The sequence below is a fragment of the Anaeromyxobacter paludicola genome (genome assembly GCF_023169965.1).
GTDB classification, from domain to species: Bacteria; Myxococcota; Myxococcia; order Myxococcales; family Anaeromyxobacteraceae; genus Anaeromyxobacter_B; species Anaeromyxobacter_B paludicola.
The window spans coordinates 2032473-2055697 of record NZ_AP025592.1 but is presented as its reverse complement, the minus strand read 5'-3'; the positions used below and the strand labels follow the sequence as shown (position 1 = coordinate 2055697).

16 protein-coding genes are annotated in these 23225 nt (G+C 76.2%); 4 read left to right on the top strand and 12 right to left on the bottom strand.

Features of this window, described 5'->3' with window-relative positions; genetic code table 11:
• Positions 1-52: 52 nt before the first annotated feature.
• The 4 genes from AMPC_RS09515 to AMPC_RS09500 all read right to left on the bottom strand — a co-directional run bounded on the left by AMPC_RS09515 (position 53) and on the right by AMPC_RS09500 (position 5474).
• The gene (locus AMPC_RS09515) at positions 53-1393 is read right to left on the bottom strand and encodes a (Fe-S)-binding protein (protein WP_248345933.1); all 1341 of its coding nucleotides are present in this window, start codon (positions 1391-1393) and stop codon (positions 53-55) included.
• Between the two features lies 1 nt (position 1394).
• Positions 1395-2624 carry an FAD-binding oxidoreductase gene (locus tag AMPC_RS09510; protein ID WP_248345932.1) on the bottom strand — a complete coding sequence of 410 codons (1230 nt, stop codon included), beginning with the start codon at positions 2622-2624 and terminating at the stop codon, positions 1395-1397.
• Positions 2625-2633: 9 nt separating this feature from the next.
• A complete protein-coding gene (locus AMPC_RS09505; protein WP_248345931.1) occupies positions 2634-4100 on the bottom strand; it encodes an FAD-linked oxidase C-terminal domain-containing protein in 1467 nt (488 codons plus the stop codon).
• Between the two features lie 63 nt (positions 4101-4163).
• On the bottom strand, positions 4164-5474 hold the full coding sequence (locus tag AMPC_RS09500) for a WSD1 family O-acyltransferase (RefSeq protein ID WP_248345930.1): 1311 nt from the start codon (positions 5472-5474) through the stop codon (positions 4164-4166).
• A gap of 103 nt (positions 5475-5577) precedes the next feature.
• On the opposite strand from AMPC_RS09500, the gene AMPC_RS09495 reads away from it, so the two are divergent.
• Positions 5578-5775, top strand: coding sequence for a hypothetical protein (locus AMPC_RS09495; RefSeq protein ID WP_248345929.1), 198 nt, complete (start codon positions 5578-5580; stop codon positions 5773-5775).
• Between the two features lie 40 nt (positions 5776-5815).
• Here AMPC_RS09495 and AMPC_RS09490 read toward each other — a convergent pair whose 3' ends face one another.
• The 6 genes from AMPC_RS09490 to AMPC_RS09465 form a co-directional block, all read right to left on the bottom strand.
• Positions 5816-6004 (bottom strand): hypothetical protein, encoded by a 189-nt coding sequence (locus AMPC_RS09490; RefSeq protein ID WP_248345928.1) that lies wholly within the window; start codon positions 6002-6004, stop codon positions 5816-5818.
• Positions 6005-6120: 116 nt separating this feature from the next.
• Positions 6121-7407: a DEAD/DEAH box helicase gene (locus AMPC_RS09485; RefSeq protein WP_248345927.1), complete on the bottom strand. Its 1287-nt coding sequence runs from the start codon at positions 7405-7407 to the stop codon at positions 6121-6123.
• Between the two features lie 34 nt (positions 7408-7441).
• Positions 7442-8125 carry a hypothetical protein gene (locus AMPC_RS09480; protein WP_248345926.1) on the bottom strand — a complete coding sequence of 228 codons (684 nt, stop codon included), beginning with the start codon at positions 8123-8125 and terminating at the stop codon, positions 7442-7444.
• A 32-nt stretch (positions 8126-8157) separates the two neighbouring features.
• Positions 8158-8307 (bottom strand): hypothetical protein, encoded by a 150-nt coding sequence (locus tag AMPC_RS09475; RefSeq protein WP_248345925.1) that lies wholly within the window; start codon positions 8305-8307, stop codon positions 8158-8160.
• Positions 8308-8425: 118 nt separating this feature from the next.
• A complete protein-coding gene (locus AMPC_RS09470) occupies positions 8426-10879 on the bottom strand; it encodes a DUF3536 domain-containing protein (RefSeq protein WP_248345924.1) in 2454 nt (817 codons plus the stop codon).
• Positions 10880-10957: 78 nt separating this feature from the next.
• Complete coding sequence (locus AMPC_RS09465) at positions 10958-12076, bottom strand: MXAN_6577-like cysteine-rich protein (protein WP_248345923.1); 1119 nt, start codon at positions 12074-12076, stop codon at positions 10958-10960.
• A 106-nt stretch (positions 12077-12182) separates the two neighbouring features.
• Between AMPC_RS09465 and AMPC_RS09460 the strand changes: the two genes are divergently transcribed.
• The gene (locus AMPC_RS09460; RefSeq protein WP_248345922.1) at positions 12183-12995 is read left to right on the top strand and encodes a PIG-L deacetylase family protein; all 813 of its coding nucleotides are present in this window, start codon (positions 12183-12185) and stop codon (positions 12993-12995) included.
• The gene (locus AMPC_RS09455) at positions 12986-15223 is read left to right on the top strand and encodes a GNAT family N-acetyltransferase (protein ID WP_248345921.1); all 2238 of its coding nucleotides are present in this window, start codon (positions 12986-12988) and stop codon (positions 15221-15223) included. The genes AMPC_RS09460 and AMPC_RS09455 overlap by 10 nt, the downstream gene beginning before the upstream one ends.
• On the opposite strand, the gene AMPC_RS09450 is transcribed toward AMPC_RS09455, so the two are convergent.
• A complete protein-coding gene (locus AMPC_RS09450) occupies positions 15220-18189 on the bottom strand; it encodes a methyl-accepting chemotaxis protein (RefSeq protein ID WP_248345920.1) in 2970 nt (989 codons plus the stop codon). The two genes, AMPC_RS09455 and AMPC_RS09450, sit on opposite strands and share 4 nt — an antisense overlap.
• A 381-nt stretch (positions 18190-18570) precedes the next feature.
• On the opposite strand from AMPC_RS09450, the gene AMPC_RS09445 reads away from it, so the two are divergent.
• Positions 18571-22014 (top strand): pyruvate carboxylase, encoded by a 3444-nt coding sequence (locus AMPC_RS09445; protein WP_248345919.1) that lies wholly within the window; start codon positions 18571-18573, stop codon positions 22012-22014.
• A gap of 15 nt (positions 22015-22029) precedes the next feature.
• Here AMPC_RS09445 and AMPC_RS09440 read toward each other — a convergent pair whose 3' ends face one another.
• Positions 22030-23160 (bottom strand): 4Fe-4S binding protein, encoded by a 1131-nt coding sequence (locus tag AMPC_RS09440; protein ID WP_248345918.1) that lies wholly within the window; start codon positions 23158-23160, stop codon positions 22030-22032.
• Between the last annotated feature and the right edge of the window lie 65 nt (positions 23161-23225).

Genomic DNA, 23225 nt, shown 5'->3' with positions numbered 1-23225 from the left:
AGGCGTGCCCATGCTCGCGCCGAACGTCAAGGAAATCGCAGGGGGGCGGCGGTCAACGATCGTTCACGGAGCGTGTCTGGCCCGGCGCCGGGGCCGGCGGCGGCGTCCGGCGCGCGCCCCGGATGGAGACGTCGAGCAGCTCGATCGGGTGCAGCGCCGGGAGCGCCGCGCCGCGCCCGCGAAGGTGCCCGCCGAGCTGCAGGAGGCAGCCCGGGTTGGCGCTCGCGAGGACATCCGGCCGGACCGCGAGGATCGCCTCGGCCTTGCGCGCGCCGATCTCGGCGGCGCTCGCCGGCTCGAGCAGGTTGTAGACCCCGGCCGACCCGCAGCACTGGTCGCCCACCTCCACCAGCTCCACCCCCGGGATGGCGCGCAGCAAGGCCTGCGGCTCCGAGCGGAGCCCCTGCGCGTGGAAGAGGTGGCAGGACGGCTGGTAGGCGACGCGAGCCTGGACGGGGTGACGGACGGCGCGGGCGGGCAGCGCGGTGAGCACCTCGCTCACGTCGCGCACCCGGGCCGAGAAGTCGCGGGCCCGCTCCGCCCACGCCGGGTCGCCGGCGAGGAGCCGGCCCAGGTCCTTGAGGTGCGAGCCGCAGCCGGCGGCGTTCACCGCGTAGACGTCGGCGCGGGTCGCCTCGAGCCGGGTCACGAGCGCCCGGGCGAGCGCGAGCGACTCGGCCTCGCGCCCGGCGTGCATCGAGAGCGCGCCGCAGCAGCCCTGCGGCGGCGCGAGCACGTCGCAGCCCTCGGCCGAGAGCACCCGGGCGGTCGCGCCGTTCACGCCGGGGAAGAAGACCTGCTGCACGCAGCCGGTGACGAGCGCCACCCGGAGCCGGCGCTCGCCGCGCGCCGCCGTGCGCGCCGGGAGCCGCCCGCGCAGCTCCCGCAGCCGGAGCCGCGGCAGGAGCCCCTCGAGCGCGCGGAGCCGCGCCGGCAGGAGCCGGACGAGGCCGGTCGCCCGCAATAGCCGCTGCAGCCCGCTCGCCTGGTAGGCCCAGAGCAGCGGGAGCAGGACCCGGAGCCGGGCGGGGTAGGGGAAGAGCGCGAAGAGGAGCCCGCGGAAGAGCCGGTCCGGGAGCGGCCGCGGCCGGGCCGCCTCGACCTGCGCCCGGGTCCGCTCGATGAGCTCGCCGTAGCGCACGCCGGAGGGGCAGGCGGTGACGCAGCCGAGGCAGCCGAGGCAGCGGTCGAAGTGGCTCGCCACCTCGCCGGTGAGCGCGAGGCGCCCGTCGCGCAGCCCGCGCATGAGCTCGATGCGCCCGCGCGGCGAGTCCATCTCCTCGCCCCAGGAGACGTAGGTCGGGCAGTGCGGCAGGCAGAAGCCGCAGTGGACGCAGTCGTCGAGGGGGTCCTTGCGGAGCGGCGGCGGCGCCGACAGGTGCGCGGCGGTCATCTCAGATGCCTCCCACGAAGCGGCCGGGGGCGAGCCGCCGGTCGGGGTCGAACCGCTCCTTCAGCCGGCGCATGACGCCGAGCGCCGCGGGCGGCGGGCCCCAGGGGTCCGCCGCCTCGCGCAGCGACGCCGGGCAGGCCTGGACGACGAGGCTGCCGCGCCAGCCGACGAGCTCCGCCCGGGCGCGGGCGACGGCGGCGGGCGCCTCGGCCGACGGTTCCCCGCCCGCGAAGCCGAGCCCGAGGAGCGGGTACCAGACGGCGGCGCCGCCCTCCATCGCCGCGAGGAGCCCGGCGAGCGGCCCTGCGGCGACCCGGGGCAGGTCGGAGGGGAGCGCGGCCAGCTTCGCCCGGAGGGCGCCGCGCCGGCGGAGCGCGTCGTGCCGCCGCCAGAACGCCGCCGCCTCGCCGGGGGCGAGGAGGGCGGCGCCGCGCCGGCCGGCGAGGGCGAGCGCGCGGCGGGCCTGCGCCGACACCGCCGCCTCGAACCCCTCGAAGCGGACGCCGAGGTCCCAAAGGCCTCCCTCGCAGAGGGCCGCCACCGCGGCCGGCTCGAGCTGCGCCTCGCGCAGCGCCCTGGCGAGCTCCCAGGCCGCGTCCGCGCCGAGGCCGGGGAGCGCCAGGGTGGCGGAGGTCTCCGGGAGCGGGTGGAGCCGGAAGCTCACCTCGGCGACGAGCCCGAGCGTGCCGCGCGCGCCGGAGAACAGGCGGGGCAGGTCGAAGCCGGCCACGTTCTTCACCACCTTGCCGCCGCCGCGCACGAGCGTCCCGCCGGCGGTCACCACCGCGATGCCGATGACGAGGTCGCGCGGCCCGCCGTAGCGGGTGCGCAGCGGCCCGAAGGCGTTGGCGGAGAGCAGGCCGCCCAGCGTGGCGCGCTCCGGGAGCGGCGGGTCGAGGGCGAGCCTTTGCCGCTCGCGCCCGAGCACCGCCTGCAGCGCGGCGAGGGTGAGCCCCGCCTCCGCCACCACCACCTGGTCCGAGGGGGCGTACTCGACGACGCGGGCGAGCCGGCCGGTCTCGAGGACGGCGCAGGCGCCCGGCTCGTCCGGGCCGAGGTCGGTGCCGCCTCCCTCGAAGAGGAGCGGCTCGCGCCGGGCCGCCCCCTGGCGCAGGAGCTCGGCGGCCTCGGCGACGGTGGCGGGCGCGTACCGCGCCGGGCCCTCCGGGGCGGCGGGGCGCGGCGCCGGCCGGGCCGCCGGGGCCGCGTCGGGGCTGGGGGTCGGGATCACGGCGCGCTCCTAGACCCGCTCCGCGAGCCCCGCGAGCTCGGCCGGGTGGGGGTGGTACGGCCCGGGCCGGTCGCCGCAGAGGCGCGGCGTGGGGAAGACCTTGCCGGGGTTGAAGCGGCAGAGCGGGTCGAAGGCGCAGCGGACCTGCGCCATGGCGGCGAGGTCCTCCTCCCGGAACTGGACCGCCATGTAGGCCGCCTTCTCGGCCCCGACGCCGTGCTCGCCGGTGATGGAGCCCCCGGCGCGCACGCAGAGCGCGAGGATCTCGCCGCCGAGCCGCTCGGCGCGCGCCAGCTCCCCGGGGACGCGGGCGTCGTAGAGCACGAGCGGGTGGAGGTTGCCGTCGCCGGCGTGGAACACGTTCGCGACCCGCAGCCCGTGCCCCGCCGCGAGGGCCGCGATCTCGCGGAGCACGCGGGCGATCTCGGAGCGCGGGATGACGCCGTCCTCGACCACGTAGTCGGGGCTGATGCGGCCGACCGCGGCGAAGGCGCTCTTGCGCCCCTTCCACATGAGCAGCCGCTCGGCGTCGTCGCGCGGCCGGCGGACCTCGAGGGCGCCGGCCGCCTCGGCGATGGCGACGGCGCGGGCGGCGGTGTGCTCCGCCTCCTCCGCCGGGCCGTCCACGTCCATGAGCAGCAGGGCGCCCTGGTCCGGCCAGTCGAGCCCGGTCGCCGCCTTGGCGGCGGCGATGGCGAGCCGGTCCATCATCTCGATGGCGGCCGGGAGGATGCCCGCGGCGATGATGCCCGAGACCGCCGCGCCCGCCTCGTCGGTGGAGGGGAAGATGGCGAGGAAGGTGCGCGTCGCCTCCGGCTTGCGCAGCAGGCGGAGCCAGACCTCGGTGACCACGCCGCACATCCCCTCGCTCCCCACCAGCGCCGAGAGGAGGTCGTAGCCCGGGGCGTCGAGCACCGGCCCGCCGAGGGTCACCACCTCGCCGCCGTCGAGCACCACCGTCGCCCCGAGCACGTGGTGGGTGGTGAACCCGTACTTGAGGCAGTGCGCGCCGCCCGAGTTCTCGGCCACGTTGCCGCCGATGGTGCACACGCTCTGGGACGAGGGATCGGGCGCGTAGTACCAGCCGGCGGCGCCGACCCGGCTCGAGACCTCGAGGTTGATGACGCCGGGCTGCACTCGCATCCGCCCGTTCTCGAGATCGACCTCGAGGATGCGGCGCATCCGGGAGAGCCCGAGGACGAGGCAGCCCGGCACGGGCCGGGCGCCCCCCGAGAGGCCGGTCCCGGAGCCGCGCGGCACGATCGGCACCCCCGCCGCGGAGGCGAGCCGGACCACCTCCGCCACCTCCTCGGTGGTGCCCGGGAGGGCCACCAGCGCCGGCGCGACGCGGGCGTTGGTGAGCCCGTCGCAGGCGTAGGTGGCGAGATCCGCCGGGTCGCGGATGCAGTTCCGCGCGCCCACCACGCGGGCCACGAGCTCGCCGAGGCCGGCCTGCGCGCGCGCCGGGGTTCCCATGCTCCTGCGATAAGCGCGCGCCGGGGCGGGCGCTCCGCCCTCGACGGAGCGGTGACGCGCCCCTCACGCCGAGGCGCGCGCCCCGCCGGCGAGGAAGCCCGCGAGCTCCTGCTCGACCGCCCGCACCAGCGCGAGCGGGTGCTCGAGCGCCGCCGCGTCGGCGCGGACGGCGAGCCGGACCTCTCCGGCGTAGCGCAGGAGGCTCACCCCGAGCCCGAGCGTGGCCGGGTGGGGCACGCAGAACATGGCGCCGTCGATCCGCCTCCCCGCGAGGTGGAGCCGCACCGGCGGCCCAGGCACGCTGCTCAGCACGAGCGAGGCGCGCCGGGCGAAGAAGTCGGCGGCGACGTGCTCGAGCGCCGGCGGGCAGCGGCCCAGGCCGGAGAGCACGCCCGCCGTGACCACCGGGTCGAGGCTCGCCTTGAGCTCCGCCATGCGCGCCTGGACCGCCCGGAGCCGCGCGAGCGGCGCCCGCTCCCCGACGGGCAGCTCGAGGAACACGAGCCCGAAGCGGTTCCCGAGCGGCGCCTCGCCGGCGGTGCCGGGGAAGTGGCGCCGGAGGTTCACCGGGACGAGGGCGCGCAGCGAGAGCCGGTCCACGCCGGCCACCTCGCGGGCGAGCACCCGGCGCAGCCCGCCGGCGACCGCGGCGACCAGCAGGTCGTTGAGCCCCGCGCCGGCGTGCCGGGCCGCGGCGCGCAGCGGCGCCACCGGCAGGCCGCGCGTCCAGGCCACCCGCCGCACCCCGGACGTCGGGCGGGTGAGGGGGGTCGCGGGGTCCGGCGCCAGCCCGGCGAGCCGCGCCAGCGCGGCGGCGGAGCGGGCCGCGAGCTCGGGCGGCGCGAGCCGAGCGGCGGCGGCCACCGCGGCGGGCGGCGCCGGGACCGCCGGGGACGGGCCCGCCGAGAGGGCCTCGTCGCAGAGCGAGAGGAGCACGCCCACGAGCGCGAAGCCGTCGCCCATCGCGTGCTGCAGCTTGAGCACCAGCGAGGAGCGCCCGCCGGTGGAGGCGAGGTGGACGACCCACGGAGAGCCGCCGTGCGGCAGCGGCTCGGAGGCGACGCTGCCCACCAGCTTGCGGAGCGCCGCGCCGCCGTCCGGGAGCCGGTGGAGGATCACGTGGCGCGAGAGGGCGAACGCCGGATCGTCCTCCCAGGCGCCGGGCCCGAGGAGCTCCGGGTGCACGCGCTGGCGGAAGCGGCGGTGCACGAGGAGCCGCTCCTCCAGGAGCCGCAGGAGGGCCGAGACGGTGAGGGGCCCCGACAGCGCGAGCAGCCCGACCACGTCGGCCGTGTTCCCGGGGCGATCCATGTGCAGCCAGGCTGCGTCGAGCGCGGTCAGCGGCTCGCGAGCGTGCGTCGCGGCGGCGGTCATGGGGGCCTCCCCGGCCGCGGCGGGAGGCGGCCGCGGCGGCGATCCCATGATGAAGCGGCCCGCCGGCGCGCCGGCGGGCCAAGCTGGGTGCTATCCTGCGGAGGTGATCTGGCACCTGCTCGTGGACGGAGCGCCCGCCTGCGCGGCGGACTGGCTTCCGGCGGAGGAGCGGCTCGAGTTCCCGCTCTGCGGGAGCCGCGACCGGCAGCGGCTGGAGGACTGGGCCGCCTTCCTGCGCGCCCGCCACGCGGGCCAATCCTTCGAGGTTCGGCCGGGCGGCTGCGACGTGCGGGGCGAGTGAGCGGCGCCGGGGCCGGGGAGACCTCGCGGCGCCGGGGACGTCAGTCCTCGAGCGGCGGCTGCGGGCCGGGCTTGATGCCGGCGAGGTCCGGATCCTCCCCGGGCGGGAGGTTCTTCCGGCGCTCCTCGGCCTCGCGGCGGCGCTGCTCCTTCCGCTCCGCCTTGTCCTTCTGGTGCTCGCGGCGCCCCGCTTCCTTGATGCGCTTCAGCTGTCCCGGATTCTGAGCCATTCCTTCTTCTCCTTGCCAGAAAGCAAAGCCCGGCCGCGAGGCCGGGCCGAGCAGTTCCTCGCCCGAGATGCCGCGCCGGGCCCCCGAGGGGGCGAGGACGAACGCGACACCTTAGTCTAGCGCCCCCGACCCGTCGAGTGCCCACTGCGAGCGCCGCGCGACCGCCCGCGGCCCGGCCGCGCGGCGGGGCGGCCGTGGTGCTGGCCTTGCGCGCCGGCCGCGGCGCGGCCCGCCGGGCCGGACGCGGCCCGGGCCGTCTGGGCGCGGGCGAGCTCGTCCCGGAAGGCGCTCGCCTCACGCGGGACGGCGGCCCGCCGCAGCTCCCGGCGGGTGAGCTTCTCGATCCCCCGCAGGAGCGGCAGCTCCTCCGGGGAGGCGAAGCTCGAGGCGCGGCCGCTCGCGGCGGCGCGCGCGGTCCGGCCGACGCGGTGGACGTAGTCCTCGGCCACGTGCGGCAGGTCGAAGTTCACGACGTGCCCGATCTCGGCGACGTCGATGCCGCGGGCGGCGATGTCGGTGGCCACGAGCACGCGGAAGGTGCCGTCCTTGAACCCGTCGAGCGCCGCGCGCCGCTGCCCCTGCGAGCGGTTGGCGTGGATGCGCGAGACCTTGTGCCCGGCCCGCTCGAGCAGGCGCGCCACCTTGTCGGCGCGGTGCTTCGTGCGGGTGAAGACGAGGGTGCTCTCGTCGTCCACCTCGAGCAGCGCGAGCAGGAGCGGCACCTTCTCGTCCTGGCTCGCGAGGTACACCTGCTGCTCGGCGCGCTCGGCGGTGGTCCCGCTCCGGGTCACCTCCACCCGCACCGGCTCGCGCAGGTGGCGCCGCGCGAACTCGGCCACCTCCCCGCCGGTGGTGGCCGAGAAGAGCAGCGTCTGCCGGTCCCGGGGCAGCTTCGCCAGGATCCGATCGAGCTGGGGCTTGAAGCCCATGTCGAGCATCCGGTCGGCCTCGTCGAGGACCAGCACCTCGACGTCCGCGAGCCGCGCGGTGCCCTGCGCCAGGTGGTCCACGAGGCGCCCCGGGGTGGCCACGATCACCTCGCGCCCCTCGCGGAACGCCGCGGCCTGGTTGCCCATGCCGACGCCGCCGATCACCACCGCCCCGCGCACGTGGCGGCCGTGGCCGAAGCGCTCCAGCTCCTCGCCGATCTGGATGGCGAGCTCGCGCGTGGGGGCGAGCACGAGGGCGCGGGTGGCGCGCGGCCCGGCGGAGAGCCGCTCGAGGATGGGGAGGAGGAAGGCGGCCGTCTTGCCGGTGCCGGTGGCGGCGGTGCCGATCACGTCGTGGCCGGCGAGCGCGGGCGGGATCGCCTGCGCCTGGATCGGGGTGGGGTGCTCGAAGCCGGCGCGGCGGAGGGCTTGCTGGGTCTTCTCGGAGAGGTTCAGCTCGGCGAATGACTTCAAATGGTCTCCTATGGGACCGCACCGTATAGCGCTTTCAGGGCCGGCGCGCCACGAGGGTCCCGGGAGCCTCGGGGGCGGGCGGGGAGGCGGGCGCCGAGGACGGGGCCGGGGACGCGCCCTCCGCCGGCCGGGGGTGGAAGCGCGGATCGACGCGGGGCCGGCCAGGGTCGCGCACGCACTGCGAGAGCTCGCGGGCCCGGATCTGCAGCTCGAAGTTCCACGCCAGCGCGCGCACCGGATCGACCGGCACGAGCCCCCACTCCGGGAAGCGGAGCGACGGCACGTCGCCCGCGTTCTCGCCGGTGAAGGCGGCCACCAGCGCGAGCGGATCCTCCACGTCCACGCCGGCGATCCGGAAGAGCTCCTTCAGGAAGGCGGCCCGCTCCGGCTCGCAGAGCCCCATGCCGCGCGGCCGGCGCGGCAGGGCGCTCGGGGCGGGCGGCGGCTGCGTCCGTCCCTCCGCCTCGCCCACGCCGGGCTGCGGGGCGGCGGGCGGTCGCGCCGGCTCGGCGGCCGGGACGATCGACAGGGTCCCGCCGGGCCCGGGCTCCTCCGGCTCCTCGACGCGGAGGAAGCCCTCCGGAGTCCGGATGGTGCGCCCGGTCGCCGGGCCGCTGGCCGAGCGCCCGGCCGGCGCCTCGGCGGGCGCTGGCCCGGCGAGCGCAAGGGACGGGAGGACGGCGACGGCGGCGGCGAGGCAGAGAGGAGGCGCGCGCATGCCGTGAAGGTGTGGCGCGCGCCTCCGCTCGACTACTTCCCGCCCTTGGGCTGGTTCGGCTCGGTGCGGGGCGCCTGGGGCTGCTCCTTGGGCTTCGCGGTCTGCTGCTTCTGGTCCTCCTCCTCGATCTGGTGGATGCGCTGCTCGAGCGCGTGGAACCCGCGTTTCTTCTGCTCGGCCATGTGTGCGTCTCCTTCCAGGCAAGCGTCGTGGCGCCGCAAGCTCACATCCTGCGCCTCGCGCCCGGCGGTGCGGAGCCCCGGAGGTGGCGCCCCTGGTTTCCGGGAATTCAGGGGCCGCTCAGGCGATCGCCTCGGGGGCGAGCGGCGCGTAACCGGCCCGCGCGAGGAGCGTCTCCTCGTCGAACCAGAGCTCGCGCCCCAGCGCGGCCAGGCTGTCCCGGTCGAGGGCCGCCCCGTTCGCGCCGGCCCAGTCCCAGAGCCGGTTCTGCGCCGCCCAGAGGTCGAGCGTGAGGCCGAGCCGGCTCGCGAGCGAGAGCACCTCGACGAGCTCGGCCGCCCGCGCCGCCGCGCCCCGGCCGGCGGCGACGTCGGCCATGCGCGCCTCGACCACCTCGAGCACCTGGCGGCGCACCGGGTCGAGGTGCAGCCCCACCCCGAGCCGGCGCGCGAGCTCGACGGTGCCGCGCAGCTCCGGCTCGCCGTCGCGGAGCGCCACCTCGCCCGCGCCGATCCGGCGGGTGAGGGACGAGAGGCGGCGGCTCAGCGAGACGTCGGCGGCGGCGCGCAGCGGCCCGGGCACGGGCGAGTCGAGCTCGCGCAGGAACTCCATGAGCCGCCGGTTGTCCTCGAAGATCCGGGTGAAGTCGTACTCGTAGCGCCGCATCGAGTCGGCGAGGAGGATCTCGGCGACGCGCCGCCGCTCGTCGAGGAAGAGATCGCGCAGCGTGTAGTCGCGGCCGCCGAAGGCGCGGTCCACCGCGCGCAGGAGCTCCGGGAGCGAGGCCGCCTCGCCGCGCGCGAAGAGCGCCTCCTCGACGGCGGCCTGCGCCGCCTCGCCGGGCCAGGGCTCCACGCCGCAGCGGAAGTCGGCGGCGCCGAAGTGCATCACGCAGACGAGCGCGTCGAGCCGCTCGCCGGTGGCGAGGCTCTCGAGCTCGAGGCGGCCGAGGGCCAGGGTGGCCGCCCCGGCGCGGCCGACCCGGCGCCCACGGACGCGGTAGCGGTAGCAGAAGAGCCGGCCGGAGTCGGGGAGCGGCTGCACCAGTCCGGCGATGGCGAGGTGCGCGGCGACCCGCTCGAGCGAGGCGACGCTGGGCCGGACCAGCTGCTCGTAGACGCGCCGCCCGTCGCGGAGCGCCGGCACGTTGGACGGCGCCCGCCCGAGCGCCTCGGCGAACTCCGGCTCGAGGTCCTCGCCGGCCGCCTCGCGGGCGAGCTGGATGGCGCGCGCCGCGTACTTGAGCACCTGCACGGTCTCGAGCCCCGAGAGCTCCGAGAAGAACCAGCCGCAGCTCGTGTACATGCGGAGCGCCTGGCGCTCCATCTCGAGGAGGCGCAGCGCGCGGACCCGCTCCTCGCGCGCGAGCGGCCGGGCCGCCTCGACCCGGAAGAAGCGCTCCACGTCGCGCCGCTCGGGGTCGAGCACGAGCTCGACGTAGCGGTCGCGGGCGCGCCAGGGGTCGGCGAGCAGCCCCGCGGAGGCCCGCTCGTACAGCGCGGCGCACCGGTCGCGCAGGCCGTCGAGGGCGCTCCGCAGGGGCGCGCGCCAGGCCTGGTTCCACGCGGGCTCGCCGCCGGCGTTGCAGCCGCAGTCGCTCCGCCAGCGCTCGAGCCCGTGCGCGCAGCTCCAGGAGGAGCCCTCGGCGATCTCGGCCTCCCAGCGCACCGGCACGAGCTCGAGCGCCTGGCCCAGGTTGACGATGCGCGGCTCGCCCTTCGCGGCGAGCCGCCGCAGGGCGGCCGCCAGCACCTCGTCGGCCCCCTTCTTGTGGTGGCCGAGGGTCTCCCCGTCGATGGCGACGGTCAGGATCTCGTCGTGGCCGCGGGTGTCGTCGTAGCCGTCCTCGAGCCGGGAGAGCAGGGCCTCGGGGGTGGAGAGGGCCTGTCCGAAGGCGAGGTCGCGCGCGATGTGGCCGTCGTAGAAGAAGACCGCCAGCTCGCGGTCGCCGGCGCGGACGCGGTACGGCCGGCTCGGATCGAAGCGGGCCTCGGTCGCGTCGCGCCAGTCGCCCTCGTCGAGCCGGATGCGCCGGACCTGGTAGGGCGAGAGCAGGGTGAAGCGGATCCCCTCGGCCGCGAGCGCCGCGAGCGTGGGCGAGTCGGCGGCGGTCTCGGGGAGCCAGAAGCCCTCGGGCGCGCGGTGGAAGCGCCGCTGGAAGTCGGCCAGCCCCCACCGGATCTCGGTGCGCCGGTCGCGGGGGGAGCAGAGGGGCAGGATGGCGTGGTGGTAGGCCTGGGCGAGCGCGTTGCCGTGCCCGGTCCGCTCCAGGCTCCAGGCGTCGGCCTCCAGCACGCGCCCGTAGACGTCGGGGCGGTGGCGCTCCAGCCAGGCGAGCAGCGTCGGGCCGAAGTTGAAGCTCAGGTGCCGGTAGCCGGAGACGATGTCCACGATGCGGCCGGCGCCGTCCTTGATGCGGGCCGCCGCGTTGGGGCCGTAGCACTCGGTCGCGATCCGCTCGTTCCAGTCGTGGAACGGGTCGGCGCTGTCCTGCACCTCGATCTCGTCGATCCAGGGGTTCTCGCGCGGGGGCTGGTAGAAGTGCCCGTGCAGGCAGAGGAGGCGCCGCGGCATCGCGGCCCTTCATGCCGCGCCGGGACGCCCTTGGCGAGGGCCGGTCTGGGGGGCTCCGGGCGGGGGCCCTCCCGCGCGTCAGTGCCAGGCGGACTGCGGTCCGTTGAAGCAGACGCAGGTGAAGTTGAAGCTCTGGAACACCGCGCCCGCGAGCGTCCCGCCGTAGCACCAGATCCCGCACGTCCCGTCGGAGCGCTGCCACCCGAAGCAGGTGGACCCGGCGCCGCCGCCGGAGCAGCCGGTCGTCACCTGCTCGCTCCCGCTCGCGCTCCAGGCCTTTGCGGCCTCCTTCGCGGTGGTGAGGGTGAAGGTGTCGGGCGGCGCGCAGTCCAGGAACTGCTGCCCGAGCCCGTTGTCGTGCGCCGGGCAGCTCGCGCAGGCGCCGCTCGAGCAGGCCGCGCCGGCGCCGCAGGCGTTGCCGCAGGCCCCGCAGTTCGCCGGGTCGGTCTTGAGGTTGGTGCAGGTCGAGGCGCCGCCGCTCGCGCAGACCGTGCTCCCCGACGGGCAGGCGCAGGCGCCGGCGCTGCAGAGCGTGCCGCTCGGGCAGACCCGGCCGCAGGCGCCGCAGTTGTTCAGGTCGGAGGTGGTGTCGAGGCAGCTCGCCCCGCAGACCTGCTTGCCGGGGCCGGAGCAGGTGCACGCGCCGGCGCCGCAGGAGAACCCGGTGCCGCAGGCGTGGCCGCAGGCGCCGCAGTTGAGCGGGTCGGTGGCGAGCACGCTGCACGCCGCCCCGCACTGCGTGGTGCTCGGGGGGCAGGCGCAGGCGCCCTGGAGGCAGGCGAAGGTCGCCGGGCAGGCCGTGCCGCACGCGCCGCAGTGGCCGGGGTCCCGCGTCAGGTCGGCGCAGACGCCCGCGTGTCCGCCGCAGTCGGTCGCGCCGGGGCTGCAGGCGCACGCGCCGACCTGGCAGGTGCCGAGGCCGCAGCTCGTGCCGCAGGTGCCGCAGTGCTGCGCGTCGGTCTGCAGGTCGGCGCAGAGGCTGCCGCAGGAGGTCTGGGTCCCCGGGCAGACGCACGCGCCGGCGGTGCAGGTGGCGGTGGCGGGACAGACGTTCCCGCACGCCCCGCACTGCAGGGGATCCGTGGAGAGGTCCACGCACTGTCCGCCGCAGCGGGCCTGGCCGGCGGGGCACTTCGGCGACGTGCCGCCGCAGGCGGCGAGCAGGGCGACGGCGAGGCACGCGAGCAGGGTGCGCATTCACTCATTGTAGGCTGGCGCTCGCCGGGCGGCGCGTGCTTCTCCCAGCCGGGTAGGCACGAGCACCCTGCCCGGTGCTACCGTTGGGAGGCGAATGCCCTTTCAGGTGAAGCAAGCGCGCCCCGGCCCGGCGCCGCTCGACCTCGACGCGCTGGCCGAGCAGGGCTGGGTGCTGGTCGCGGCCCATCCGGACGACGAGACCATCGGGGCCGGGGGGCTGCTCATCGAGCACCCCGGCGCGGGCGTGGTCCACCTGACCGATGGCGCGCCGGCCGACCCGGCGCTCTGGTCGCCGCGCGCCCCGGCTTCGCGGGAGGGTTACGCGGCGCTGCGGCGGCGCGAGGCGCTGGAGGCGCTCGCGGTGGCGGGCGTGCCGGCGTCCGCCGTCCGCTGCCTCGGCGTTCGCGACCAGGAGGCCACCCGGCAGCTCTCCCGGCTGGTGCGGGAGCTCGCGCGGCTGCTCGACGAGCGCCGGCCCGCCCTGGTGGTCACCCACGCCTTCGAGGGCGGCCACCCCGACCACGACGCCACGGCGCTCGCGGTCCGGGCGGCGGCGGCGCGCCTGCGGGGGGCGGCGCCGGTCCTCGTGGAGATGACCGCCTACCAGCGGGGAGCGGGGCCGCTCACGTTGCAGCGCTTCCACGGGGGAGGGGAGGAGCAGGTCCGCCCGCTCGGCCCGGAGGCGCGGCGCCGCAAGGAGGCGATGCTCGGCCTCTACGAGAGCCAGCGGGAGGTGCTCGCGCCCTTCGCCGCCGGCGAGGAGCGGTTCCGGCGCGCCGAGCCGGTGGACTTCTCGCGCCGGCCGCACCCGGGGCCGCTCCACTACGAGTGGCTCGGGTGGCGCACCTTCGACAGCTGGTGGCGCGAGGCGAGCCAGGGGCTGCGCGCGCTGTCCCTGCCCAACGCGCCATGGCCCTGACCGTCCTGCAGGTGGCCTGGCCCCTCGCGCCGGTGGGGCCGGGCGCCGCGGGCGGGGCGGAGCAGGTGCTCTGGCAGCTCGACCGCGCGCTCGCCGCGGCCGGGCACCGCTCCCTGGTGGTGGCGCAGGAGGGCTCACGGATCGCGGGGACGCTCCTCGCCGTCCCTGCGGCGCGCGGCCCGCTCGACGAGGGGGCGCTCGCGCGCGCCGAGGCGGCGGTGCGCGCGGTGGTCGCGCGGGCGCTCCGGGAGGAGCGGGTGGACGTGGTCCACCTGCACGGGCTCGACTTCGCGGCGTGCCTGCCGCCGCCCGGGCCGCCGGCCCTCGTCACCCTCCACCTGCCGCCCGCGCTCTACCCGCCGGGCGCGCTCGCCGCGAGCCGCCCCCGGACGGCGCTCGTCTGCGTCTCGGAGGCGCAGCGCGCGCGGCTCCCGGCCGGCGTCGCCGCCGCGGCCTGCGTGCCGAACGGCGTCCCCCTCGACCTGCTCCGGCCGCGGCGTGGCGGGGCGGCCGCGCCCGGCTTCGCGCTCTGCCTGGGCCGGATCTGCGCCGAGAAGGGCTACCACCTCGCGCTCGACGCGGCCCGCGCGGCCGGGCTCCCGCTGCTCGTCGCCGGCGAGGTCTTCCCGTACGCGGCCCACCAGCGCCACTTCGACGCGGAGCTCCGGCCGAGGCTCGACGCCGCGCGCCGCTACGTCGGGCCGGTGGGGCTCCGGCGCAAGCGCCGCCTCCTCGCCGCGGCGCGCTGCCTCGTGGTGCCGAGCCTGGTGGAGGAGACGAGCTCGCTGGCGGCGATGGAGGCGCTCGCCTGCGGGACGCCGGTGGTGGCGTTCCGCCGCGGCGCCTTGCCGGAGGTGGTCGAGGACGGCGTGACCGGGCTCCTCGTGGACGGGCCGGAGGACCTGCCGCGGGCCCTGCGCGAGGTGGCGTGGCTCGATCGCGCCGCGTGCCGGCGCGCGGCGGAGGCGCGGTTCGACGGGCGGGAGATGGCGGCGCGCTACGTGGCGCTGTACCGGGAGCTCGGCGGCGGCCTCGCTTCGCGGTCCCCCCCTCCCTCGCCCTCCCCCTTGCAGGGAGAGGGGAAGAGGGCCTCTGCGCCGGGACCCGCGAGGACACCCTCCCCGCCGGGCGGGGAGGGCCGGGGAGGGGCGGCCAGGAGGAGCCCCGCGGTCCTTCGCCCCGCGCTCCTGACCTCCTGGTCGGAACTGGAGGCGCTGCGGGACGCCTGGGCCGACCTCTTCCGGCGCGCACCGGCGGCCACGCCGTTCCAGTCGCCCGGGTGGCTCCTCGCCTGGGGTCGCCAGCTCGCGCCGCCGGCGCCGCCCCTCGCGGCGGCGCTCTTCCGCGGGCGCGAGCTCGCGGCCCTGCTGCCGTCGTTCGTCTACCGCCGCGGCGGCCGCCGGGTGCTCGGGCTCCTCGGCGGCGGCGTCTCCGACTACCAGGACCTGCTGCTCGATCCGTCGCTCGCCCCGGAGGGCGCGGCGACCCTCCTCGCGCGGCTCGCGGGCACGGGGGCCTTCGACGCGCTCGACCTCGAGGCGCTCCCGCCCGGCTCGCCGCTCCTCGCGCCGGGGGCGCTGCCGCCGTCGCTCGCGGGCGGCGCCGCGCCCCAGGCGGCCTGTCCCGGGCTCGACCTCCCCGGCGATCCCGCCGCGTGGCGCGCGCGGCTCTCGGCGAAGGCCCGCGACAACCTGCGGCAGGGGCGGCGCCGGCTGGAGCGGCTCGGGCCGGTGGAGGTGCGGCTGGCGGGTGCGGGGATCGAGGTGACCGCGGCGCTCGCCGAGTCCTTCCGCCTGCACCGCGCGCGCTGGGCGGGGCGGGGCGAGGCGGGCGTGCTCGGCGCCTCCTTGCTCTGGCGCTTCCACGCCGAGGCGGCGCGGGCCGCCGCGCGCGAGGGCACCCTGCGGCTGCGGCTGCTCCTCGCCGGCGGCCGGGTGGTGGCCTCGCTGCACGGGTTCCTCTGGCGAGGCCGCGGCTACGCCTACCTCTCCGGACTCGACCCCGCCGCCGCGCGCGCCAGCCCGGGGCTCCTGCTCCACGCCGAGGCGATCGAGGGCGCGATCCGCGAGGGCGCCCGCGGCTACGACCTGCTCCGCGGCCGCGAGCCCTACAAGTACGGCCTCGGCGCGGAGGATCGGTTCACGCTGCGGCTCCAGGCCGAGGTGCGCGCGGGGGGCGCCGCGACGGGGGCCCTGGAGCGGCTCCCCGGCGCGGCGCCGGCGCTCTAGGCCCTCGCGAAGTCCGGCGGGTCGAGCTCGGCCAGCCTCGGGTCCGCCGCGGCGCGGCCGGCCAGCGCGGGCCTCGGCTGGCGCGGGCCCCGCGCCGGCGCGGCGGGGGCGGCCGCCCGCCGCTCCAGCTTGAACGCGCCCACCATGGCCGCGAGCTCCTCCGACTGGCCGGAGAGCTCGGTGGCCGCCGAGGAGGACTCCTCGGAGCTGGCGGCATTCTGCTGCGTCACCTTGTTCATCTCGTCCACCGCCCGGTTGACCTGGGCGATGCCGCCCGCCTGCTCCTTCGAGGCGGCGGCGATCTCGGCCACGATCCCGGTCACCTTCTGCACCGACCCGGCGATCTCGGCCAGCCGCGTCGCCACCTCGCGCGAGGTGCTCTCGCCCGCGGCGGCCTGCTTCACCGACTCGCGGATGAGGGCCTCGGTCTTCTGCGCCGCGTCCTTGGAGCGGAGCGCCAGCGACCGGACCTCCTCGGCCACCACCGCGAACCCGCGCCCGGCCTCGCCGGCCCGGGCCGCCTCCACGGCGGCGTTGAGCGCGAGCAGGTTGGTCTGGAAGGCGATCTCGTTGATGTCCTTGATGATGGCGCTGGTGCCCTCGGCGGCCGCGCGGATCTTGACCATGGCCCCGGTCATCTGCGCCACCGCCGCCTCGCCCGACTCGGCGCTGCTCTTCGCGCCCTGGGCCAGCTGATCCGCCTCGCGGGCGTTGTCGGAGCTCTGCCGCGCCATGCCGGCCACCGTCTCCAGGCTGGCGCTGGTCTCCTCGATGGCGCTCGCCTGCTGCGAGGCGCCGCTCGCCACCGCCTGGCTGCTGGCGGCGATCTGGTTGGCCGCCGACGAGACCTGCGCCACCGCCTCCGCCACCTGGGCCAGCGCCTCGTGGAGCGACTCCGCGGTGCGGTTGACCGCGTCCTTCAGGCGGGCGTGATCGCCGGGGTAGCTGCCCGCCATGCGCGCCGTCAGGTCGCGCTCCGAGAGCCGCTCCAGCACCTGGCGGGCCTCCTCGCCCGGGGCGAGCAGCGCCGCCAGGGTGGCGTTGAGCCGCTCCGCCATCTCGCGGGCCTCGGCCTGGTAGCGGGAGGCGTCGGTGCGGGCCGAGAGGTGCCCCTCGGCCAGCTCGCCGAGCACCGCGGCGATCTCCTTCACCGGCGCGTTGACCCACTCGAGCGTCTGGTTGAAGCCCTCCACGATGCGGCGGTAGTCGCCGCCGTGCCGGGAGGCGTCGGCCCGGGCCGAGAGCCGGCCGGCGCGCGCCGCCTCCGCGAGGTGGTCGGCGTCGGCGATCACCGCCTTCAGGTTGGCGCGGACCTGCTCGACGGTCTCGTTGATGAAGGCCTTCTTGCCGGGGAACCGCTCCAGGGGCGCCTCGAAGTTGCCGCGGCCGAACTCGGCCACGCAGGCCATGGCCTTCTTCTTCACCGCGATGTGGCCGGCGACCATGGCGTTCACGCCCTCGGCCATCCGCCGGTAGTCGCCGTGGAACCGCTCGGCCGGGATCACCACGTCGATGTCGCCCCGGTCGTGCTCGGCGCTCATCCGGTTCATCTCGGCGATGAAGCCCTTCAGGTTGCCGCGGACCTCCTCGACGATGTCGTTGATGAAGGCCTTCTTGCCGGGGAACCGCTCCAGCGGGGCGTCGAAGTTGCCCTTCCCGAACTCGGCCACGCAGGCCATCGCCTTCTTCTTCACCGCGATGTGGCCGGCGACCATGGCGTTCACGCCCTCGGCCATCCGGCGCCAGCCGCCCTGGAACCGGTCCACCTCGATCCGGACGTCGATCTCGCCCTGGTCGTGCTGCTCGCTCATCCGCTGCATCTCGGCGAGGAAGGACATCAAGTTCCCGCGCACCTGCTCCACGGTCTCGTTGATGGAGGCCTTCTGGCCGGGGAACCGCTCCAGGGGGGCGCCGAAGTCGCCCTTCCCGAACTCGGCCACGCAGGCCATCGCCTTCCGGTTCACCGCGAGGTGGCCGGCCACCATGGCGTTCACGGCCTCCGCCACCTTGCGGTAGTCGCCCTGGAACCGGGCGGCGTCGAGGACCACGTCGAGCTCGCCCCGATCGTGCGCGGCGCTCATCCGCCCGAGCTCGGCCAGCAGCCCCTCCACCGTGCCGATCACGGTGTTGAGGCTGTCGCGGACCGCGTTGTAGTCGGCGCCGGCGGCGTCGCGGAGGCGCTCCGGGACGTCGCCGCGCGCGATCCGGTCGAGGGTGGCCCCGAGCTGCTCGAGCATCGTGCCTCCCCGCCGCGAGACCACCACTCCGAGGGCCAGGACGGCGGCGGCGCCGGCGAGCACCGCGAGCCAGGTGAGCGCGTTCCCGGTGACGACCGCCTGACGCCCGCGCACCGCCACCGCGCTCGCCGCCGCGGCGTGGTGCGCCTCCAGGGTCTCGAAGGCCTTGGCGAGCGGGCCGAAGCTGGCGCGCGGGGCGCGGCAGGTCTCCCAGACCGAGTCCTCCAGGGCCGCCGCCTCCGCGGCGCGGCCGCCCGAGAGCAGCCGCTCCCGCGCCTTGCCGGCGTCGAGGCAGGCCCGCGCGCCGCGCTGCCAGGTGCCGAGCGGCTCGAGGGTGGCCTGCCAGAGCCGCTCGGCGTCGGGGTCGTGGGGGAGCTTCTCGTAGGCCGCCCGGCCCTGCTCGAGCCGCGCCAGCGCCGCCTCGGCGTCGGCGATGAGCCGGGCCCGGTAGTCGCCGTCGGCCTTGGGGATGAGCACCGCCAGGTACCCGCGCGCCGCGGCCGACTTGGCCTCGTTCATGGTGGCGATGGCCGAGACGCTCGGGAGCTGCAGCTCGGCGGCGTCCTGCAGCTCCCGGCCGACGCGCGCCTCGCAGTACCAGGAGAGCGCGCCGACGAGGACGCTCACGCCGATGGCGATCCAGAACCCGGCCAGGATCCGGGCCCGCAGGGTCAAGTTGGCGAACCAGCCGGTGGCGGGCGCGGGGGTGCTCTCGGTTGGGCGATCCATGTCGTTCCTCGCTCGGGTGCGGTGACTCTCTCGGGGGAGGCGCGTCTTCATGGAGCGTGCCGGCCCGGCGGCAGCAACCGAATGGTTTCGCGGAGATGGCGGGGCAGCGCTATGTAAGTTGCCTCGATTCATCGACGAATCGTTCGTTGACGACGATCAGTTCCGTGCCGAGAGCCGGCCTGGACGGGACGGCGGCTTGTCCCTTGATCGGGGTCAGTTGGCCTGGAGGTGGGGCGACCCACTCCCGGGTTCGGACCCAGGCCCTGCCGGTGCCAGCGCTCGGAGTCCGATGACCCAGCAGGGCTCACCCGGACGGCTCGCCTTTCGGCCCTCGGGTGTGGTGTCTGGAAGGCTCGTCCCGCGCAGCCCCCCGGAGCCCGCATGACCGCCCGCTTCCGCAAGGTCCTCGCCGCCAACCGCGGCGAGATCGCCACCCGCATCTTCCGCGCCTGCACCGAGCTCGGCATCGGCACGGTGGCCATCTACTCCGAGGAGGACCGGCTCGCGCTGCACCGGTACAAGGCCGACGAGGCCTGGCTCGTGGGCAAGGGCAAGAAGCCCATCGACGCCTACCTGGGCATCGAGGAGATCGTCGCCCTCGCGAAGGAGAAGGAGGTGGACGCGATCCACCCCGGCTACGGCTTCCTCTCCGAGAACCCCGACTTCGCCGACGCCTGCGAGGTGGCCGGCATCGCTTTCATCGGCCCCACCGGCGAGATGCAGCGCCGGCTCGGCGACAAGGTGGCGGGGCGCAAGGCGGCGACCGCGGCCGGCGTGCCGGTGGTCCCGGGCACGCCCGAGCCGATCACCCGCGAGGAGGAGGCGCTCCGCTTCGCCGCCCAGCACGGCTACCCGATCATCGTGAAGGCGGCCGCCGGCGGCGGCGGGCGCGGCATGCGCGTGGCCCGGGACGCCCGCGAGCTCGCCGAGGGGCTCGAGGCCGCGCGGCGCGAGGCGGCGGCCGCGTTCGGCAACCCGGCGGTGTTCCTGGAGCGCTACCTCGACCGGCCCAAGCACATCGAGGTGCAGGTCCTGGGCGACCACCACGGCAACCTGGTCCACCTGTTCGAGCGCGACTGCTCGGTGCAGCGCCGGCACCAGAAGGTGGTGGAGTTCGCCCCCTCGCTGGCGCTCGACGAGCCGACGCGCCCCGCGCTCTGCGAGGCGGCGCTGCGCATCGCCCGCTCGGTGGGCTACCGCAGCGCCGGCACGGTCGAGTTCCTGCTCGACGGGCAGGGGCGCTGGTACTTCATCGAGATGAACCCGCGCATCCAGGTGGAGCACACGGTGACCGAGATGATCACCGGCCGGAACCTGGTGCAGGCGCAGATCCTGATCGCCGAGGGGAAGCGGCTCTCCGACCCGGAGATCGACATCCCGGACCAGGCGGCGGTGCAGCGGCGCGGCTACGCCATCCAGTGCCGCATCACCACCGAGGACCCGCAGAACGGCTTCGCGCCCGACCTCGGCACGCTCAAGGCCTACCGCAGCCCGGGCGGCTGCGGGGTGCGGCTCGACGCCGGCAGCGCCTATACCGGCGCGCAGATCACGCCGCACTACGACTCCCTGCTGGTGAAGCTCAGCACCTGGGGGCTCACCTTCCCGGCGGCGGCGGCGGTGATGCACCGCTCGCTCATCGAGTTCCGGGTGCGCGGGGTGAAGACCAACATCCCGTTCCTCGAGAACACCGTCACCCACCCGGACTTCCTGGCCGGGCGCTGCGACACCTCCTTCATCGACCAGCACCCGGAGCTCCTGACGGTGAAGGGGCGGCAGGACCGCGGCAGCAAGCTCCTCGCCTTCCTCGGCGACGTCACCGTGAACGGCTCGCCGGGCGTGGCCCGCAAGCTCGAGAGCGCGGCCCTGCGCGAGCCGCCGCTCCCGAAGGTGGACCTGACCCGGCCGCCGCCCCAGGGGACGCGCGACGTGCTGCGCGCCGAGGGGCCGGAGGGGCTGGCGCGATGGGTGAAGGCGCAGGGGCGCCTGCTCCTCACCGACACCACGATGCGCGACGCGCACCAGTCGCTGCTCGCCACGCGCATGCGCAGCTACGACCTGCTCCGCGCGGCGCCGGCCACCGCCCGCCTCGAGGCGGGGCTCTTCTCGCTCGAGCTCTGGGGCGGGGCCACCTTCGACGTGGCGATGCGCTTCCTGCGCGAGGACCCGTGGGACCGGCTGCGCCGGCTGCGGGCCGCCATCCCCCACGTGCTCTTCCAGATGCTGCTCCGCGGCTCGAACGCGGTGGGCTACACCAACTACCCCGACAACGTGGTGCGCCGGTTCGTGGAGCAGGCGGCGGCCTCGGGCGTGGACGTGTTCCGGGTCTTCGACTCGCTCAACTGGACCCGCGGCATGACGGTGGCCGCCGAGGCGGTGCGCCGGAGCGGGGCGGTGCTGGAGGCCGCCGTCTGCTACACCGGCGACCTCACCGACCCGAAGCGGGACAAGTACCCGCTCGGCTACTACGTGGGGCTGGCGAAGGAGCTGGAGCGGATGGGCGCCCACCTCCTCGCCATCAAGGACATGGCGGGGCTCCTCAAGCCGCTCGCGGCCCGCAAGCTCGTCCGCGCCCTGCGCGAGGAGGTGGGGCTCCCCATCCACCTCCACACCCACGACACCTCCGGGAACGGCGGGGCGACGCTGCTCGAGGCGGCGGCGGCCGGGGTGCACGTGGTGGACGCGGCGCTCTCGCCGCTCTCCGGCGTGACCTCGCAGCCCTCCCTGGAGGCGCTGGTCGCGGCGCTGGCCGGCAGCGAGCGCGACCCCGGCCTCGACCTGCGCGGGCTGGAGTCGCTCGCCGCCTACTGGGAGGCGGTCCGCGAGCACTACGCGCCCTTCGAGTCGGGGCTCAAGAGCGGCACCACCGAGGTCTACCGGCACGAGATCCCGGGCGGCCAGTACTCCAACTTCCGGCCGCAGGTGGCGGGGCTGGGGCTGCTCGACCGCTGGGAGGAGTGCAAGGAGATGTACCGGAAGGTGAACCTGCTCTTCGGCGACATCGTCAAGGTCACGCCCAGCTCCAAGGTGGTGGGCGACATGGCCATGTTCCTGGTGAAGAACGACCTCGACGTGAGCGACGTGGTGCCGCGGGCCGCCGAGCTCACCTTCCCCGAGTCGGTGGTGGGGATGATGAAGGGGATGCTGGGGCAGCCGCACGGCGGCTTCCCGCCCGAGGTGCAGCAGGCGATCCTCAAGGGGCAGGAGCCGATCACCTGCCGCCCCGGCGAGCTGCTTCCGCCGGCCGACCTGGAGGCGGCGCGGGCCGAGGGCGAGGCCAGGGTGGGGGAGAAGCTCGACGACGAGCAGCTCCTCTCGTACCTGCTCTACCCGCAGGTCCACCCCGAGCTGGTGCGGCACCGGCAGGCCTTCTCCGACACCTCGGTGGTCCCGACGCCGATCTTCTTCTACGGGCTCGCGCCGGGGCAGGAGACCTCGATCGAGATCGAGCCGGGCAAGACGCTCATCGTGAAGCTCACCAACGTGGGCCCGCTCCAGAAGGACGGCACCCGCGAGCTCTACTTCGAGCTCAACGGCGAGCAGCGGGCGGTCACCGTCCCGGACGCCTCGGCGGCGGTGAAGGGCGAGGCCCGGGTGAAGGCGGCCAGGGGAGATCCGCGGCAGGTCGGCGCGCCCATGCCGGGCAAGGTGGTGAAGCTCGCGGTCAAGCCGGGCGACGCGGTGAAGGCCGGCGATCTGCTCCTCGTCACCGAGGCCATGAAGATGGAGACCAGCGTGAAGGCGCGGGCCGACGGCAAGGTGGCCGAGGTCCGGGTGAAGGAGGGCGGGCGGGTGGAGAAGGAGGACCTGCTCGTCACCTTCGCCTGAGCGGGCGGGGCGCGCCTACGGGTGCGCCGCCCCCGCGCTCGTCCGCACGAGATCCCACCAGGCCTCGGCCGGCAGCGCGCCGTCCCAGTGGCCGGTGAGCTTCGCGACGCCGACGAAGGCGAGGAAGAGGCCGGCCACGCCGGCCGCCACGACCCAGGCCGGCACGCGCCGGCGGACCGGGGCGGCGAGGTCGAGCGCGCCCTGCACCGGGCAGGCGCTGACGCACTCGAGGCAGCCGGTGCACTCGGGGCTCAGCACGTTCAGCTTCACGTCCACCGGCAGCCGCGACGGGCAGACCTTGGCGCACTTGCCGCAGTCGATGCACGGGTCGGGATCGCGCCGGATGCGGAGCGGCGAGAGCCAGCCGGCGAGCCCCATGAACGCGCCGTAGGGGCAGGCGTAGCGGCACCAGAAGTTGGGGACCAGCAGCGAGGCGACGGCGAGCGCGCCCACCACCGCCGCCGCGGTCCCGCCCATGTGCCGGAAGAAGTCGAGCATCCTCAGGTCGAGCGTGAGGCCGTAGGGGTTCTGGAAGAACGCCTGCACCGCGAAGAGCGGCATGTCCACGAAGACGGTCTTCAGGAAGAAGGCGAGCAGGAGGTACTTGAGGCCGCGCAGCGGCAGGTCGAGCCAGCGCGGCAGGAGGAAGCTGCGGCCGAGCAGGCGCCGGCCCGCCTTCCAGAGCGCCTCGGAGAGCGTGCCGACGGGGCAGAGCCAGCTGCAGAAGGCCTTCCGGAAGACGATCGAGATGGCGAGGAAGGCGAGGAAGAGCACCAGGCCGGCCGGGTAGAGCTCCGGCATGGAGCCGGTGAGCAGCAGGGCCTTCAGGTTCATGAGCCCGGCGATGGGCAGCCAGCCCTCCACGCCCGCCGGCCGCGTCGCCCAGGTGGACGCCCCGCCCGTCTCGAAGAAGCGGACGAACAGGTAGAACTGGACGCCGATCCAGACGTTGAGCGCCAGGAAGGCGAGCTGCACCGCGCGGCGCAACACCTGCGCTCGATCGCCCTTCCGGCGCACCGGCTTCTTCTTCGCGGGCGGCGGCGCGACGGCGGCGGAGGCGGTATCGGCCTGGGGATGGGCGCTGTCGGGCTCGGTGGCGGCGGCGGTCGGGTTGACGTCGGTCATGTCGGGCGGCGGAGTTTGCATCCAACGTGCCCCTCCGGGCAAGGGGGACGCCGGCCGCTCGCCCTGGCGCTGCCGGTGGCGTCGCG

Bases quoted from the DNA above. Each gene is read 5' to 3' on its own strand.
- AMPC_RS09500 (WP_248345930.1), bottom strand. From the start codon at position 5,474: ATGACCGCCGCCGCGACGCACGCTCGCGAGCCGCTGACCGCGCTCGAC.
- AMPC_RS09440 (WP_248345918.1), bottom strand. From the start codon at position 23,160: ATGCAAACTCCGCCGCCCGACATGACCGACGTCAACCCGACCGCCGCC.
- AMPC_RS09470 (WP_248345924.1), bottom strand. From the start codon at position 10,879: ATGCCGCGGCGCCTCCTCTGCCTGCACGGGCACTTCTACCAGCCCCCG.
- AMPC_RS09455 (WP_248345921.1), top strand. From the start codon at position 12,986: ATGGCCCTGACCGTCCTGCAGGTGGCCTGGCCCCTCGCGCCGGTGGGG.
- AMPC_RS09480 (WP_248345926.1), bottom strand. From the start codon at position 8,125: ATGCGCGCGCCTCCTCTCTGCCTCGCCGCCGCCGTCGCCGTCCTCCCG.
- AMPC_RS09450 (WP_248345920.1), bottom strand. From the start codon at position 18,189: ATGGATCGCCCAACCGAGAGCACCCCCGCGCCCGCCACCGGCTGGTTC.
- AMPC_RS09505 (WP_248345931.1), bottom strand. From the start codon at position 4,100: ATGGGAACCCCGGCGCGCGCGCAGGCCGGCCTCGGCGAGCTCGTGGCC.
- AMPC_RS09515 (WP_248345933.1), bottom strand. From the start codon at position 1,393: ATGACCGCCGCGCACCTGTCGGCGCCGCCGCCGCTCCGCAAGGACCCC.
- AMPC_RS09475 (WP_248345925.1), bottom strand. From the start codon at position 8,307: ATGGCCGAGCAGAAGAAACGCGGGTTCCACGCGCTCGAGCAGCGCATC.
- AMPC_RS09445 (WP_248345919.1), top strand. From the start codon at position 18,571: ATGACCGCCCGCTTCCGCAAGGTCCTCGCCGCCAACCGCGGCGAGATC.
- AMPC_RS09490 (WP_248345928.1), bottom strand. From the start codon at position 6,004: ATGGCTCAGAATCCGGGACAGCTGAAGCGCATCAAGGAAGCGGGGCGC.
- AMPC_RS09465 (WP_248345923.1), bottom strand. From the start codon at position 12,076: ATGCGCACCCTGCTCGCGTGCCTCGCCGTCGCCCTGCTCGCCGCCTGC.